The sequence below is a fragment of the Priestia iocasae genome, assembly GCF_016909075.1.
In the GTDB taxonomy this organism is placed as follows: domain Bacteria; phylum Bacillota; class Bacilli; order Bacillales; family Bacillaceae_H; genus Priestia; species Priestia iocasae.
On record NZ_JAFBFC010000002.1, the window covers coordinates 504581 to 519937 of the forward strand.

Sequence of the window (15357 nt, forward strand, 5' to 3'; positions counted from 1 at the left end):
ACCATAAAAAAGCGAATGCACATTCTAGATAAAAAAGAGGCTATCTCAATGGAATCAAAATGCTCCCCCTTTAAGATAACCTCTTCTCTTCTTATTCTTTTGTTAATTGTAAAGCCTTTTTAATATCTTTAAATGAAGACGACTTTCCATACAATAGAACGCCACCTTTGTAGACACGTGCTCCAAAGATTGCTAATAAAATAATAGTGACAATTAATAATCCGATTGACAAGCTCACTTCCCATACCGGAATCTCAAGCATTCCCACTCGTAAGAACATGATCATTGGGGCGAAAAATGGAATAAAGGACGTCACCTTAATAAACGTTGTATCGGGTTGCCCAAGCCCAAACATTGCAATTAAGAACGCGGCAACGATTAATAGAGTCATCGGCGTAATCATCTGCTGAACATCTTCAATACGGCTTACTAATGAACCTAAAAAAGCAGCAAGCGTTGCAAATAAGAAATAACCTAGCATAAAGAAAACAAACGCATAAAGAAACGTAGAAGTAGGAACTTCACCGAAACCAAAATAGTCAAATACTCCCTCTTGTTGTGCACTGATATTTTGCTTCAATGATGCGTATCCAACCATTAAAATAAATGCAAATTGTGTTAAGCTTAGAAGCGCTATTCCTAAAATCTTTGCAAACATTTGGGTAATGGGAGATACACTTGATACAAGAATTTCCATCACTCTTGACGATTTCTCTGTTGCGACCTCCATTGCAATCATGCTTCCATACATAATGACGGAAAAATAAATAACAAACAGTAAAATATAAACAAGCCCTCTCGCTTGATTTAACTCTTCTTCTGTTTTGGCAGATGCAACTAGTGCTTCTTTTTCAAAGGAAACAGGCGTATATAATTGGCTAATTTGCTCTGGCTCTAATCCAAGCTGTGAAGTTGCAATGGTCACTTTTGTCTGCTGTAACGCTTGCTGTAGCTTTGTTGGCACATCTGAATCAGCAATTGAATTTGCTTTATAGAGTGCTTGTGGTAAGTTCTCTTTGTCTACTGACAGTAGTAAATACCCCTCTATTGTTTCATCACTAATGGCTTTTCCTGCTTGTTTTTCAGTTTCATATGTTTTTAACTGCATGCTTTCATCAATTGATTTTACATTCTCTTGAAAGAGTGTATATAACTGCTCATCCGAGTGAATCACACCAACCTGTAGTTGCTTATCATCTTTGTTAAAGAATTCAATGATGGTATTCATGTTCGTAATTCCCATCAAAATCAAAACCGTTATAATCGTTGTAATGATAAATGATTTTGACTTTAATTTATGCAAATACGTATGAAACATAATAACGCCAAACTTATTCATAGGAAGCACCTACTTTCTCGATAAAAATATCGTTTAACGAAGGCTCTTCTAATATAAACTTACTCACAAAAGAAAAATGATGAAGCTCTTTAAAAATAGATTGAGATACTTGCTCGTTTGCAATTTGCAAATGAACACCCTCTGCTGTTTGTTTATACTTCGTAACCCCTTCAATGTGCTGCAGACGCTCTAAGTCACCTTCACCATGAACAATGACATTTTTCTTACCAAACGATCGTTTGATTTCTTTTAAGTTACCATGAACAACAGGTTGACCATGATGCATAATACATAAGTTTTCACATAGTTCTTCTACATGATCCATGCGATGACTTGAGAAAACGATAGTCGTTCCATCGTTCTTTAAGCTTAAAACAGCTTCTTTTAACAACTCAACATTCACTGGATCTAGACCGCTAAACGGCTCATCTAAAATTAAAAGTTTCGGACGGTGAATAACCGATGCAATGAATTGTATTTTCTGTTGATTTCCTTTTGAAAGTTCTTCTACTTTTTTGTTTGCATACTCGGGAACTTTAAATCGCTCTAACCATTCCTCCATTTGCTTTAGAATATCCGATTTATTCATTCCTCTTAAACGCCCTAAATAGACAAGTTGGTCTTTTACTTTAAGCTTTGGATACAGGCCGCGCTCTTCTGGTAAATACCCAATTACATGACTTGTATCATATGTAATTTTCTCATCATTCCATGTGATTGTTCCTTCTGTGGAATCAAGAAGTCCAAGAATCATTCGAAATGTTGTTGTTTTCCCTGCTCCATTTGCCCCTAAAAAACCAAATGTCTCTCCTTCGGGAATAGTAAGAGATAAATTCTTAACTGCTGTAAACGAGCCAAACCGCTTTGTAACATTTTTTATAACAAGTGACATCTAATTCCTCCTCTTCCTTTACTTTAACTTAGTAGAAAGTAATGATTGAAATTGCTGTAAGCTCACGTTTAGTAAATATACATACCATCCTTTCTCACATGATAAATTTTCTGAGTCGTTATATATATGTATACGATTAGTGGAAAAAAATGTTTCACCTTATTTTAGCAGGAATTTGTGTAGAAACTACGAATTAAATTAAAAGAATGGTTGTCGAACCATGTCTAGTAATGCTTAAAGGGGGATTTTTCATGGGAATTTATACACTTACAGTTTTTGAACCAAACGGGGAGAAATTATTAGATGAATCATTTGAAGCTTCAACAGAAGAAGAAGCAAAAACAATTGGAACTGAAAAACTAAAACAATTAAGCTATGATGAAAAAACACATCGCTGCATCTCGTCTGCCGGCAAACTAGTTTTGTTTCACCGCTAAGTAAAGGTACGTTTAAAAATCCCTGCCCCTTCATCCATTGAATTGGATAGAAGGAGCAGGGATTTTTATACTCAACCATTTTTATATGTTTAGTAGACGGCTTATTTTACAGCTTCTTTTAATTCTTTACCTGCTTTAAATGCCGGTACTTTTGAAGCAGGGATTTGCATTTCTTCACCTGTTTGTGGATTACGTCCAGTACGAGCTGCACGCTCGCGCACTTCAAATGTACCAAATCCAATAAGTTGGATTTTCTCGCCTTTACCAAGCGTTGTTGAAATTACATTTAGTAATGAATCGATTGCTTTTGTTGCATCCGATTTTGTCAGCTCTGACTTCTCTGCTACCGCATTCACTAAATCTGTTTTATTCATTGCTCATCACCTCATAAATATTATATAATACAGCCTTTCCACTATTGGCCTATTATTAAACATCATTTCAGAAAACTATTTTATTATTTTTTATTAAATATAGGCTTTCTCTTTTCAATGAAAGCCTGAATCCCCTCTAAATGGTCAGCAGACTTTCTCATTTTAGACTGTCCAGCTTTCTCCATTTCTAGAATAGATTGAAGCTCCGCTAAAGAAGATTTCACGTAAATGTTTTTCGTTTCTTTTAACGCTAAGGCTGGCTTTTGCTTCCAATAAGCAAGTGTGTTGTTCACTGCTTCTTTCATATCCCCTTCAATAACTTCATCCACTAATTCTAATGCCTGAGCTTGATCAGCTGTTAATACGTCTCCTTTCCAAATGATTTGTTTAGCTTTATGAGCACCTAAACGTTTCTCTAATAGGAAATGACCCGCGCCATCAGGAATAAGCGCAATGCCAATAAAGTTCATTGCAACTTTCGTTTGCTTTTCAGCAAGAATATAATCACTTGCTAAGGCAATGCTCAAACCTAAGCCAGCTACTGCACCATGTAGAGCTGAAATCGTCATTTGAGGAAGTGTATATAAGGTTGTGATTAATTCACCAATAACATCCATCACTTTATCAAACGATTCATGGCTGTCAGATGAAAGCATCATTTTAATATCGCCACCTGCCGAGAATGCTTTACCATTCCCTTTTAAAACCAGAAAATCCGCCTCACTATCTCTCACATCTTTTAAGCATTGTACAAATTGTGTTAGCATCTCCATATTTAATGAATTCAATGAATCGGGACGATTTAATGTTAATATGGCAACACGCTCTTCATATGAAACCTCTACAATTTTTGTTTCAACAGTCATAATCATTCTCCTTTACACATTATTAATTTCATAGTGTTCAAGCACTTGCGTACGAAGTGCACGCTTGAGAAACTTTCCAACGGACGTTTTTGGAATTTCTTCCATAAAAATAATGTCATCTGGTAGCCACCACTTCGCAAATTGTGGAGTTAAAAATGCCATAACATCCTCTTTGGATACTTTTTCTTTATATCCTTCTTTTAAAACGACACACGCAATCGGCCTCTCCTGCCACGTTTCATGGGGAATGGCCACAACAGATGCTTCAAATATTCCTTCGTGAGCCATAAGGGCATTTTCAAGGTCAACGGAAGAAATCCATTCACCGCCGCTTTTAATTAAATCTTTGGTCCGATCGACAATTTTAATAAATCCTTCTTCATCTACTGTCACAACATCACCTGTATAAAGCCATCCACCTTTAAAAGCTTCACTCGTCCGCTCATCCTCATAGTACTCAGATGCAATCCACGGACCTCTAAGCAGTAGCTCACCCATGGACTGTGCGTCCCAGTCGACTTCACCATCTTTTCCTACGACTTTCATTTCTACGCCCGGCACAAGGAATCCTTGCTTTGCTTTATAATCATACTGCTCTTCTTTATCAAGATTCGTTTGGTAGCTTTTTAGGCGTGACAAGACGACGAGTGGACTCGTTTCTGTCATTCCATATGCATGAATAAATGGAATATCGAACTTTTCTTCAAATGCTTTTACGATGCTCTTAGGTGCTGCTGATCCTCCACATAAAACAGCTCGCAAGCTACTTGTATCGTATTTTTTACTTTCAAGCTCTTTTAATAAACCAAGCCAAATAGTCGGAACCCCAGCGGCGAGTGTGACTTTTTCGCTTTCAATAAGCTCAGCTAAGAGTTGAGGAGTAAAAAATGGCCCAGGCATAACAAGAGTTGTACCTAACCAGACAGCTGCAAACGGTAATCCCCATGCATTTACATGAAACATCGGCACAACAGGCATCGCAATATCCGCTTCAGAAAGCGAGCCACCATCTGCCATTCCTAATGACATTGAATGAAGATAAATGCCTCGATGGGAGTACACAACGCCCTTTGGATTTCCTGTTGTTGCAGACGTATAACAAATACCTGCTGGCTCATTTTCATCAATATCATGAAGAAACGGATAGTGTGGGTCTCCTTTTTCAAGGAGCTGATCATAGTGATAACAATTCTTTAAGGTTGTCTCTGGAAGTTCAGGCTCATCTGTCATAATGATGTAGGCTTTAACATGAGGAAGATGACTTTCAATTTTTTCAAACAACGGCAGAAAACAATCGTCAACAAGTAGAATTTTATCTTTAGCGTGATTAATCACGTATACGATTTGTTGTGGATCTAAGCGAATATTGATTGTATGAAGGACTGCTCCAATTCCAGGAATAGCAAAATATGCTTCTAAATGACGATGATGATTCCACGCAAATGTTCCTACCTTCTCGCCTCTTTTCACACCCAATTCATGTAGCATACATGAAAGACGTCTTGTACGAGCGGCAATTTGTTCGTAGTTTAGCCGATCAATGCCCTTCGTTCCTCTTGAAATCACTTGCTTTTTCTTAAAAAACTTTTCTGCTCTTTCCATCATGGATGGAACCGTTAATTGAACATTCATCATTCCTCAACACCCCACAGTTTCGTTTTTAGTAATCGCTTACAACTAACTTCAAAACTATCTGCTCTATATATTCACCGCTCTTGATGGTATCCCTTCCATAAAATCAGAATATTTTCATTTATTATCACAATTGAAAAAACCTGACTTTACTAGTAAAGTCAGGTTTTTTCATGAACCATTACGCTTCTGTTGAACGCGTTGCAAATAGCTCATTTAAAATTTTTATTTTTTCATTTGTATAATGCTTAAATCCATCATTATAAGATTTTGGGTCTTTTGGGTTTGCAAATCGATCAATCTTTCCTGTTATCGGATGGACAAATTTACTTGATGCCCCACACCCTAACCCAATAATCGTTTGCTGTTCTTCCATAATCATGATGTTGTAGATGCTCTCTTGTCCTGGAAATGCATAGCCTACATTCTCAAGATTTCCAAGAATATTTTTTTGACGGTATAGATAGTACGGTACATATCCATGTTGTTCTGTCCATTCGTTCGCCATATGCATCATTTCACGAATCTCTTCACGACCTGCCACTTTGTATTTTCGTTTGTTTTGTGTCATTTCAGACGCACGTTTAAACGATAAAGTATGAACTGTTAACGATTCAGGCATGAGCTTTTTCGTCTCATCTAATGTATGTTGAAACTCCGGAACTCCTTCACCTGGCAAGCCGATAATTAAGTCCATGTTAATGTTGTTCATCCCCATTTGACGAGCTAAATGGAACTTATCAATTGTTTCTTCTACTGTATGATGGCGACCAATTGCTTTTAGCGTTTCTTGAATGTAGGACTGCGGGTTAATGCTAATACGATCGATGTTCCATTTATTTAAAACCGTTAATTTTTCAGGTGTAATCGTATCTGGACGCCCCGCTTCTACCGTAATTTCACGAATGTTTTGCACATCTGGGAACGACTCATACATTTCTTCATAAAGCATGTCCATCTCTTCCGCCGTAATACTTGTTGGCGTACCTCCACCATAATAAACGGTTGTAATCTTTATGTTATTCTCTTTTAACCATCGACCAATCTCACGTATTTCATAGTGAAGGCCTCCAAGAAACGAATCAACAGAGCCTTGACGCCCATTAATGGCGTAAGCAGGAAACGTGCAATACGCACATTTTGTTGGGCAAAACGGGATTCCAATATAAATACTCACTTCGTTTGATAAATCATAAAGATCCGGAACAATGGCAAGCTGACGATCTACGATTTGCTGCATGAGATCAATCTTTTCTTCTGATAACAAATAATCTTCTTTTAACTGCTTGTGGGCTAGCTCTTTGGATTGACCCTCTTGAAGCTTTTTATGAAGAAGCTTCGTTGGACGTATCCCGGTTAAAATCCCCCACGTTTGTACTACATCCGTTAGCTCTTGCAAAACAGATAGATACACATACGACACGACCTGCTTTACTTTTTTAAAGTGTTCTTTTTCCGTTTCATGTGCTTCTAAGTTCTTTTCAAATTCAGCTTCCATCTTACGATTGGTTGACTTCTCAACAAGTATTGCTTTGGCATAAACTTTATTTGTAACGGTGAGCATAACATCAATCTCAACGTCTGCATCTTCAATCTTTGTTCGTGATACTAGACTTTCTTCAAAAAATAAATTGGTTATTAACTCTAAAGGACGTTGAAAACGCTCATCTTCTAGCCCTTTGATATAAATGTTCAATTCAATCACCTTTCTGTTTATAAAGCTCCTGTTATAAAGAACAGTTGATTCCTTTGCCAGATAAAATCTATATCATGTTATTTGTATGTTTGATATGACGATAAACCTCATATTAGTTTACCTAACAGAGAAAAGTTGGTCAATGTCTCGTAAAGGTGGCTTGTACAAGTTCAGACATATACAGGATATCATCATAAAAAGCCCTGCCATAACACCCAACGACGCTGCTGGATTTTATGAACAGAGCTTTTTCACTTTGCTATTTTTTTAATCTTGTCACGTCTACGTTGTAGGAATAGCCAATACGCTGTTGCTTTCTAAATAGTTCTTTGACCATATAAGCAACACCATTTTCATTATTAGAGCGTGTCACCCACTTTGCTACTTTCTTTAGATCGGCTGGCGAATTCCCCATCGCAACACCCATTCCTACTTGTTCAATTGTATCAAAATCATCGTAGCAATTCCCAATGGCTACCACTTCTTCAAGTGGGATGGAGAGTTGATTAGCAACAAATCGAATACCTGCTAGTTTAGAGGTACCTTTTGGAACAATATAGCATCGTTCTTCATGAGGATAAGAGAACCACTCAATATCAGGTACTGCCGTTGAAATCGTTCTCTCTGCTCTCTCTTTTTCTTGATGACTGGAGAAATACACTTCGATTTTTGGTGTGGTGACAGGTTCATCTCGTAACGTGTCACCTAACGAATCTACAAACTGTAGAGGATAAAAAAGTGGCTCTCCTGTTTTCAACACGGTTTTCGCAACAATGTTATTTTGCAGCTTCACGCGATTTCCAATTGAATAGCGCTCATGTAAGATACGAATATGACAATCAAAGTTTTCTAATAGCTGAACCAAATTAAAGGTCTTTTCCTCACTTAATCGACGCTCATACGTTGGTTTATCAACCGATGTGCCGATAAATGCACCACTATGTGTGATTAACATAGCGGATGGTAACTTTAATGCGCGTGCGATTTTTTTCGCTGATAAAAAGTGACGATTTGTCACAAGCGTAATATATACCCCTTTATCTTTAACGTACTGGATCGCCTCTTTTGTTTCTTTTACTAAACGACCTTGACTATTTAAAATAGTTCCATCAACATTTAATGCTAATAATCGATAAGTCATTTGTAAACCCCTCTTTCTTAGATGACTACTACCTTATTAAACGGTTATGACCAAACTTGTCATTTTAGAACTTATCGGAATGACAAAACGTTGACTTAGCATCTATCGCATTAAAAAAAACGCCACTCATGACAGTGGCGTTTTACGCTTATTATTGCTCTTCTGGGTTACCATAGATTTCTTCTAATGGCTTCATAATAATTTTGTTTAGTTCTGAAATTAACATGCTCATGCGTTGTTCTGCTTCCATTAACTTCGCAATCTTTTCGTTTTGTTGTACAATAGCTACTGTTTGTTGAGCTTGTTGAACTTCTTCCTCTGAAATTTCTTGGCCCATCATTTGCTTTTGTTGTAATTCCAGTTGTAACGTACGGAAACGATCAAATAATTGTTTTGCTTCTGAATCTGCATTTAGCTCTTCATATAAGCTTTTTAACTCCTTATAATCATTGCTTTCACGCACAGATTTTTCTAATTCGTAAGCTACATCGTATACATTTACAGACATTTAAAAGTCCTCCTCAGTTAAATTAAGACGCCTTACGCCTTGAACACTTCTTCCACTATAACAAACTATTCAACAAATTTCAGCCTAAGAACACCAACTCTTTATCTAAACGATTAAATAAACAAAGCAATAATCCCTTGAAATATCCCAATTACCGCTCCTAGAAGGGCACCTAAATACGTAATCATCTTAAATTCACGTCGTGAGATGGATAAAACCATATCCTCTAATCGTTCCACAGAGAAGGACTCGACCTGTTCTTTTACAATCTGCTCAAGCTGCATTTGCTTCATCATCACTTCCACTTTTGATGCTAAAAAGTCTCCAAGCTTCTGAACTAAACGAGGCAACGACTTTTCTAATTCAAAATAGATAGGCGTCAATAATTCATGAATTGGTTTTTGGAACAATTTCTTCACGGAAACGATACGCTCTACAGTGTTTGTAATAAACGTTAGCATCACATCTCGGCCTATGAACTGCTCAGCCTCTTCTACACGCTTTTCACTTAGCTTGTCCCATTCTGTTTTTAAAAGGGAGTGAAACAACTCTGTTGTGCCTTCATGTTTAAAGAACTTTACAACCTCTGGCTGTACTTTATCAATTACTTTTGTGTTCCCCAAGAACATTTGCACCATGTTTCCAAGCATACCTTTTTGCATAAGAAAATCATCAATCATCTTTTCTAATCGCTGTTTACCTGCTTCACTTTCAAAATAGCTAACCGCTTTATCACAAATTTGTTGAGCAATAACAGGTAAAATTTGTTGAATTCGTTCGTTCATACTTGGTTGTAGCACGTCTTTTATTTTGAGTGCACCTTTGTCATTTAACAGCTGGACATATTTCTTTTCAATGAATACGTTTAACCGACGCTCCAGCTTCTCTGGTACATCGTCATATCCAAATGATGTCACAACGTCTTGTAGTGTTTTATCAGAAGAGAAAAATTTCCCTATCTGCTCTTGCGCTAGCGTCAACACAATTTGTTGAAACGATTGTTCTTGCAATTTTCTCTTAATACTTTCTGGTGTTACTAAGTGTTCAACGACCATCTTTCCGAGTTGAACAGCTAATTCCTCTCGTCTCTTTGGAATTAATCCCGGTGTAAAAGGAATTCGTTTCCCAAATATATACTTTGCATGATAAGGACGAAACAGCATTTTGATTGCTAGGTGATTCGTAAACCCACCAATCGCTGCCCCAATGAGCATCATACACCCTATAATGATGATTTGTTCCATTATATCAACCTCTCAACTTTGATTTCTTCTCACAGTTTCCTCACTTCCATCATACGATATATCAGCATTCGCCCATATTTATAAATCATTTATTACATGATTAAAAATGAGGATTGTTCTATGAACTTATTAAACATAAAAATGGAGCCATTAGCAACATCAAAGCCATCTCTTCATGTTCGGTTAAGCAGTAATCTTGCTACTGAATACATGGCATCATCCTATATAACATTGCGCTGTAGCAATCATTCTATCCAAACGATTACAACATTGGTTACTCATAAAGAAAATATTATGTACTGTTCAAAAGGCGTGTACGATGCTTTGCACTTACCGTATAAGCCACTTCATCTCCTTGCAGCCATTGTAGAGGATGAGGTGTCGCTTGGTCCTATTATTGGCATTGTTACTGAAACAAGTCCAAATTCAGATGCAACATTCGGTTCCATCACATCCTTTTGTCGTGAACTTTTACAAACATGCGAAGAAAAAGGCGCGTTTGCAGCTATCTATTCAATTTCTGACCTTCTTGCCGAAGATGTGAAAGGCTATATTGCCTGTGATGAAGGTTGGGAGTATGTCTCTACTCCACTCCCTCAAATTGTCCATAATCGGATTCATTCCAGAAAAACAGAGAATCATCATTCCTTTCAAGAGATGACTCAAGTTTTAGCCGAGAAACGAATTCCTTTTTTTAATGCTCACTACTTAAACAAGTGGTTTGTATTTGAAAAATTAAAAGCGATTGAACACTTAAAACCTTATTTACCAGACACGGTCCTTTTACGAAAAAAGCAGGATTTCATTGATGCACTCGCTATGTATCCTTCTATCTTTATAAAACCCATTCATGGTAGCCAAGGAAAGCACATTTTCAAAGTAAGCAAAGATGAACACAACTATCTTCTTGATTATACGACGTTCACACAGCCGTATAGCAATGAATATGAGACCTTTTATGATTTATTTGAAGCATTATATGGTCAATTAAAAAAGCAAGGGTTTATTATCCAGCAAACCATTCCGCTACAAACGTATAAAGACTGCCCCTTTGATTTTCGTTTACTTTGTCATAAAAAAAACGATTTGCAATGGAAATTAACATCGATGGTTGCTCGTGTGTCACAGCCAAATTATTTTGTCTCTAATTTAGCGAGAGGTGGTGATTTATATTCTCCGAAGGTTATTTTGGAGAGTATGTATGAAAAAAAACACGCAAAAAGCATTCTTGTTCTGTTAAAAGAACTAGCCATTGACATTTGTCACCACCTTGATGCAGCTACAGCCGAAAGTGAACTTTACGCTGAATTTGGCATTGATTTAGCCATCGACCAAGACGGCAAACCATGGATTATTGAAGTCAATACAAAGCCATCAAAGCAATTTCAGCCTGAACATGTGACAACTCGTCCATCTACAAAAGCGCTAATTGATTATTGTCTTTATTCATTTCATTCGAATGGACTGTAAATATATTATCCTCAAGGAGTGATTTACATGCTTTCATTAGGATTTTTAACGATTCATCCTCAACAAGATATGGAGATTTCAACAAAATTAGCTAAAAGAGCTCACCAGCATTCTATTCGGCTCTATCGCTTTACTCCAGCTTCCATTAATCCTGCAGATGAAATGGTAACTGGCACTTATTATGACGACAAGCAAGATAAATGGATTAGTGATACCTTTTCAATTCCTACTTTCATTTACGATCGTTGCTATTATAGACGTGACGCTGCTTCAAAGAAAGCTCGTCCAATCGTACAATGGCTAAAAGCAAAGCATGATGTAACATTTCTTGGCTACGGACTATCAAGTAAGTTGGATGTCTACCATGAGCTAAAAAAACATCCTTACTTATCTGCATACCTTCCTTTTACTGAAAAAGTACAATCTCCAACACATGTAATTGATCTATTAACAGAGCAGCCAAGGCTTCTTTTAAAACCAATTAATGGCTCACAAGGTCGACATATTTTTGTTGTATTAAAGGTTCGTAATGGGATACAGGTCAAATTTCATTCTACTACAGGTGTGGAGGACATGATTTTTCACCAAGCTGAAGATTTTAAAGAATGGGCTTCTCGCAAACTTCTAAAGCATCAATATATCGCACAACCTTATTTACAAATGAGCCGCTTGCAAAATTCACCCTTTGATGTGCGAATCTTCCTTCAAAAAGATGAAAAAGGAAATTGGAAAGAGATGGGACGCGGCATTCGAAAAGGAAAAGAAGGAGCCATTGTGACGAATATCAGCCAAGGTGCTGAAATTTCTTCGTTTTCTACATGGGTGAATCGCATACACCCTGTACAAAAAGAGTTTGTGTGCAACGAGATTGATAGCATATGTGCGCAAATTCCTGAAGCATTGGAACAATCTTTTCCACCTTTATGTGAATTAGGAATCGATGTGTGTATTTGTAAGGATTTCAGTGTGTGGATTCTCGACTTAAATTCGAAGCCTGGTCGCAAAACCATTATTAAGACCAATCCTGATCAAGAAGAAGTGCTATACGATCACTTACTCTCCTATTGTAGCTATTTACATTATGCACAACTTGTAAATGGAAAGGAGTGAGAAAATGACTAGAATCGTTTATCAACTATCACTTGTAGATGAATCATCTCACATTGTATATGTACCGAAAGACTATGATTGTACGAATCTAACAACTATTGCCTTTGGAACCCTATCTCTTCAATGTGAGATAAAAACAAATGCATCCTTAAAAAGAGAAATTTCCCTTTCAACGTCTCTGTTTGAACAATTGTCCCTTCCTTTTTGTCAAACCATTTACATGTTCCAAGCAGATGACACTCTTCATATTGGCCCGTTAATTGGGATTTTATCTGCGGGTTTTACAGGATCATTGCTTCGTCCTATAGGAAAACGTTCGTTACCATTCGCTAAATTATTATCCACTGCCAAGGCCACTGGTGGGTATCCTTTTGTGTTTGGCCTTCATCATATTAACTGGGATCGCGGTCGCATCAATGGTTATTTTTATACAAGTGATGGATGGGAGCAGCATGAAGTTCCGTTTCCTAACGTTGTATATAATCGCCTTCCAAATCGAAGAACAGAAAATCTTGATATGTTTCAACTTGTAAAAGAAAAGCTCTGCTCTCAATACTTAATTCCGTTCTTTAACCCTGACTTTTTTGACAAGTGGACCATTGACCAAGTAATGAAAAAAAGTGACAAAACAGCCAAATTACTGCCCGAAACCTATGCAAATCCAGATGCTGCACTTATTGAATCGATGCTTGTAAAGCATAAAGCCATTTATTTAAAACCAAAAGATGGAAGTCTCGGAAATGGCGTATATGAAGTAACCCTAACTGACAATCATACCTATCTTACCCGCTATAAAGATCTCTCATTGAATCGAAACGTGACTAAGGAGCTACATTCTTTAGATGAACTACTGACGCTAGTTGAAGAACATAATTTGAATTCTTACTTAGTTCAACAGCGAATTTCTCTCGTGAAAAAGCAAGGACGAAAAGTAGACTTTCGTGTGCATACAAATAAAAATGAACATGGACAATGGGTCATGACGGTCATAGCGGCAAAGCTTGCTGGAAAAGATAGTATCACCACCCATGTAAATAACGGAGGAATCATTAAAACGTTAGAAGAAATTTATATAGAAAAAAGTGAATGTACGAAAATGAAAAATATGCTAGAAGAGGCTGCAATCGCTGCGAGTAAACAAATTGAGCAGCATATTGGAGGATTAGTTGGTGAGATTGGTTTTGATTTTGGATTAGATGAAAATCAACATTTATGGATGTTTGAAGCAAACTCTAAGCCTGGTCGCTCTATTTTTTCACATCCAAAATTATACGAGCAAGATCAATTAACAAGAAAGCTGTTTCTTTTTTATGCTACTTACTTAGCTGAAAGAAGTATTTGTAAGCCCGGAGCGCTATATGTATGAAAACGATTTATTATGATACAGTTAATGAGCATTGGTATCATCAAGACACACATCAAACCTATACATGGGGAGCTCATCACACTGAGCTTCTTTTTCACCCTCCCTCACCTTCTGCCATTCCGTTTCATGTAGTAGAAGACAATGGAAGAGTTGGTCCGTTAATCGGGGTCCTTACAAGTCAAACCGTCTTAACTAACATAAATAATAAAATCTATGAACTTTTAGAAACGTTGCAGCGTTATGTTCAACTTTGTGGAGGGCTTCTCTTTTTATTCTCTGAGCACGACCTTTATGATCGCTCCGTTCATGGAATGGTGTTCCATCAAGATTCGCAACGTTGGATTCGAACTAGCTTACCTTACCCAGATATTGTATACAATCGATTCCCTAGCAGGAAGCATGAAAAACACCCTTACATGAAAAAGTGCTTTCAAAAGTTATCAACTCAACGGATTCCTTTTTTTAACCCTAGCTTTTTTTCGAAGTGGGACATCTATTCTTTCCTAAAAGACCATTCATTTTTACATCGCTATATCCCTCACACAACATTATTTCGTCAAACAAAAGACCTTGAAGAGATGCTTAGCCAACACAAAACCATTTATGTAAAGCCCTCTAATGGTAGCAAAGGAAAAGGCATTTTCACGCTTGCCATGACGCCAACTGGCCATATTCAATACGAAAATCAAGCAGAGACAAAACAATATGACAGCCTTTATGTCATCGAGCAACAATACCTTCAGAATGTTAGTAAACAGTGGATTCTACAAGAAGCTATTGCTTCAGATTGCATTGATGAAAAACGATATGATCTTCGTATTCTTGTTCACCGGCAAAAAGAGGACTTCATTATTAGTGGCATCGGAATACGTAAAAGCCATACTCAATTGGTTACAACCCATACATTAAATGGAGGAATCATTGCTCCCTTTTCTGTCGTAGAAGATCGAATTGACGTTCCATTGCTTAAGCACATCGTAAATGAATGCGGACATTGCTTATCGAGCAAACTGGGATTGATTGGTGAATTTTCAATTGATATGGTTAAAAGTATAACGAATCAATACTACATTCTTGAAGTGAACGCTAAACCAATGATTTTTGATGAACCAACCATCCAAATGAAAGGGATGTATCACCTTATTTATTTATTTTATGAGCTATCCGGTTTTTCACCGATCGACTCTAAACCAGTCCATGATCTCCTCAAGTGATGTAATACCTATCACTATCCCCCTTTTACATGGTAAGCTTATCATACAGAACATTCTGTCTAAGGGGG

General features: G+C 37.2%; 14 protein-coding genes. 5 read left to right on the plus strand and 9 right to left on the minus strand.

Annotated elements, in window-relative coordinates:
• Positions 1 to 91 precede the first annotated feature (91 nt).
• Complete coding sequence (locus JOC83_RS07575; RefSeq protein WP_205185886.1) at positions 92 to 1339, minus strand: ABC transporter permease; 1248 nt, start codon at positions 1337 to 1339, stop codon at positions 92 to 94.
• Positions 1332 to 2231, minus strand: coding sequence for an ABC transporter ATP-binding protein (locus JOC83_RS07580; RefSeq protein ID WP_205185887.1), 900 nt, complete (start codon positions 2229 to 2231; stop codon positions 1332 to 1334). The genes JOC83_RS07575 and JOC83_RS07580 overlap by 8 nt, the downstream gene beginning before the upstream one ends.
• Before the next feature lie 251 nt (positions 2232 to 2482).
• On the opposite strand from JOC83_RS07580, the gene JOC83_RS07585 reads away from it, so the two are divergent.
• A complete protein-coding gene (locus tag JOC83_RS07585) occupies positions 2483 to 2668 on the plus strand; it encodes a YhzD family protein (protein WP_205185888.1) in 186 nt (61 codons plus the stop codon).
• Positions 2669 to 2769: 101 nt separating this feature from the next.
• On the opposite strand, the gene JOC83_RS07590 is transcribed toward JOC83_RS07585, so the two are convergent.
• The 7 genes from JOC83_RS07590 to JOC83_RS07620 all read right to left on the minus strand — a co-directional run bounded on the left by JOC83_RS07590 (position 2770) and on the right by JOC83_RS07620 (position 10129).
• Positions 2770 to 3042: an HU family DNA-binding protein gene (locus JOC83_RS07590; protein WP_205185889.1), complete on the minus strand. Its 273-nt coding sequence runs from the start codon at positions 3040 to 3042 to the stop codon at positions 2770 to 2772.
• Positions 3043 to 3125: 83 nt separating this feature from the next.
• Positions 3126 to 3914, minus strand: a complete 789-nt coding sequence (locus tag JOC83_RS07595; protein ID WP_378913258.1) for an enoyl-CoA hydratase — start codon at positions 3912 to 3914, stop codon at positions 3126 to 3128.
• Between the two features lie 6 nt (positions 3915 to 3920).
• The gene (locus JOC83_RS07600) at positions 3921 to 5543 is read right to left on the minus strand and encodes a long-chain fatty acid--CoA ligase (protein WP_205185891.1); all 1623 of its coding nucleotides are present in this window, start codon (positions 5541 to 5543) and stop codon (positions 3921 to 3923) included.
• A gap of 178 nt (positions 5544 to 5721) precedes the next feature.
• Positions 5722 to 7236, minus strand: a complete 1515-nt coding sequence (locus tag JOC83_RS07605) for a coproporphyrinogen III oxidase (RefSeq protein WP_205185892.1) — start codon at positions 7234 to 7236, stop codon at positions 5722 to 5724.
• Between the two features lie 259 nt (positions 7237 to 7495).
• The gene (locus tag JOC83_RS07610; RefSeq protein ID WP_205185894.1) at positions 7496 to 8377 is read right to left on the minus strand and encodes a Cof-type HAD-IIB family hydrolase; all 882 of its coding nucleotides are present in this window, start codon (positions 8375 to 8377) and stop codon (positions 7496 to 7498) included.
• Between the two features lie 151 nt (positions 8378 to 8528).
• Positions 8529 to 8885 (minus strand): YlbF/YmcA family competence regulator, encoded by a 357-nt coding sequence (locus tag JOC83_RS07615; RefSeq protein WP_205185895.1) that lies wholly within the window; start codon positions 8883 to 8885, stop codon positions 8529 to 8531.
• A 113-nt stretch (positions 8886 to 8998) separates the two neighbouring features.
• Complete coding sequence (locus tag JOC83_RS07620; RefSeq protein ID WP_205185896.1) at positions 8999 to 10129, minus strand: DUF445 domain-containing protein; 1131 nt, start codon at positions 10127 to 10129, stop codon at positions 8999 to 9001.
• Positions 10130 to 10249: 120 nt separating this feature from the next.
• Here JOC83_RS07620 and JOC83_RS07625 point away from each other — a divergent pair, with 120 nt between their 5' ends.
• The 4 genes from JOC83_RS07625 to JOC83_RS07640 are packed head-to-tail and all read left to right on the plus strand — an operon-like array spanning position 10250 to position 15289.
• Complete coding sequence (locus tag JOC83_RS07625) at positions 10250 to 11599, plus strand: YheC/YheD family endospore coat-associated protein (RefSeq protein ID WP_205185897.1); 1350 nt, start codon at positions 10250 to 10252, stop codon at positions 11597 to 11599.
• A 27-nt stretch (positions 11600 to 11626) separates the two neighbouring features.
• Entirely contained in the window at positions 11627 to 12709 is a 1083-nt protein-coding gene (locus JOC83_RS07630) for a YheC/YheD family endospore coat-associated protein (protein WP_205185898.1), read from the plus strand.
• 4 nt (positions 12710 to 12713) lie between these two features.
• Positions 12714 to 14075: a YheC/YheD family endospore coat-associated protein gene (locus JOC83_RS07635; RefSeq protein WP_205185899.1), complete on the plus strand. Its 1362-nt coding sequence runs from the start codon at positions 12714 to 12716 to the stop codon at positions 14073 to 14075.
• Positions 14072 to 15289, plus strand: coding sequence for a YheC/YheD family endospore coat-associated protein (locus JOC83_RS07640; protein ID WP_205185900.1), 1218 nt, complete (start codon positions 14072 to 14074; stop codon positions 15287 to 15289). The genes JOC83_RS07635 and JOC83_RS07640 overlap by 4 nt, the downstream gene beginning before the upstream one ends.
• Positions 15290 to 15357: the final 68 nt, after the last annotated feature.

What these genes read in the sequence shown, in the direction of transcription:
- JOC83_RS07575 (WP_205185886.1), bottom strand. Translation starts at nt 1,339, where the DNA reads ATGAATAAGTTTGGCGTTATTATGTTTCATACGTATTTGCATAAATTA.
- JOC83_RS07580 (WP_205185887.1), bottom strand. Translation starts at nt 2,231, where the DNA reads ATGTCACTTGTTATAAAAAATGTTACAAAGCGGTTTGGCTCGTTTACA.
- JOC83_RS07585 (WP_205185888.1), top strand. Translation starts at nt 2,483, where the DNA reads ATGGGAATTTATACACTTACAGTTTTTGAACCAAACGGGGAGAAATTA.
- JOC83_RS07590 (WP_205185889.1), bottom strand. Translation starts at nt 3,042, where the DNA reads ATGAATAAAACAGATTTAGTGAATGCGGTAGCAGAGAAGTCAGAGCTG.
- JOC83_RS07595 (WP_378913258.1), bottom strand. Translation starts at nt 3,914, where the DNA reads ATGATTATGACTGTTGAAACAAAAATTGTAGAGGTTTCATATGAAGAG.
- JOC83_RS07600 (WP_205185891.1), bottom strand. Translation starts at nt 5,543, where the DNA reads ATGATGAATGTTCAATTAACGGTTCCATCCATGATGGAAAGAGCAGAA.
- JOC83_RS07610 (WP_205185894.1), bottom strand. Translation starts at nt 8,377, where the DNA reads ATGACTTATCGATTATTAGCATTAAATGTTGATGGAACTATTTTAAAT.
- JOC83_RS07615 (WP_205185895.1), bottom strand. Translation starts at nt 8,885, where the DNA reads ATGTCTGTAAATGTATACGATGTAGCTTACGAATTAGAAAAATCTGTG.
- JOC83_RS07620 (WP_205185896.1), bottom strand. Translation starts at nt 10,129, where the DNA reads ATGGAACAAATCATCATTATAGGGTGTATGATGCTCATTGGGGCAGCG.
- JOC83_RS07625 (WP_205185897.1), top strand. Translation starts at nt 10,250, where the DNA reads ATGAACTTATTAAACATAAAAATGGAGCCATTAGCAACATCAAAGCCA.
- JOC83_RS07630 (WP_205185898.1), top strand. Translation starts at nt 11,627, where the DNA reads ATGCTTTCATTAGGATTTTTAACGATTCATCCTCAACAAGATATGGAG.
- JOC83_RS07635 (WP_205185899.1), top strand. Translation starts at nt 12,714, where the DNA reads ATGACTAGAATCGTTTATCAACTATCACTTGTAGATGAATCATCTCAC.
- JOC83_RS07640 (WP_205185900.1), top strand. Translation starts at nt 14,072, where the DNA reads ATGAAAACGATTTATTATGATACAGTTAATGAGCATTGGTATCATCAA.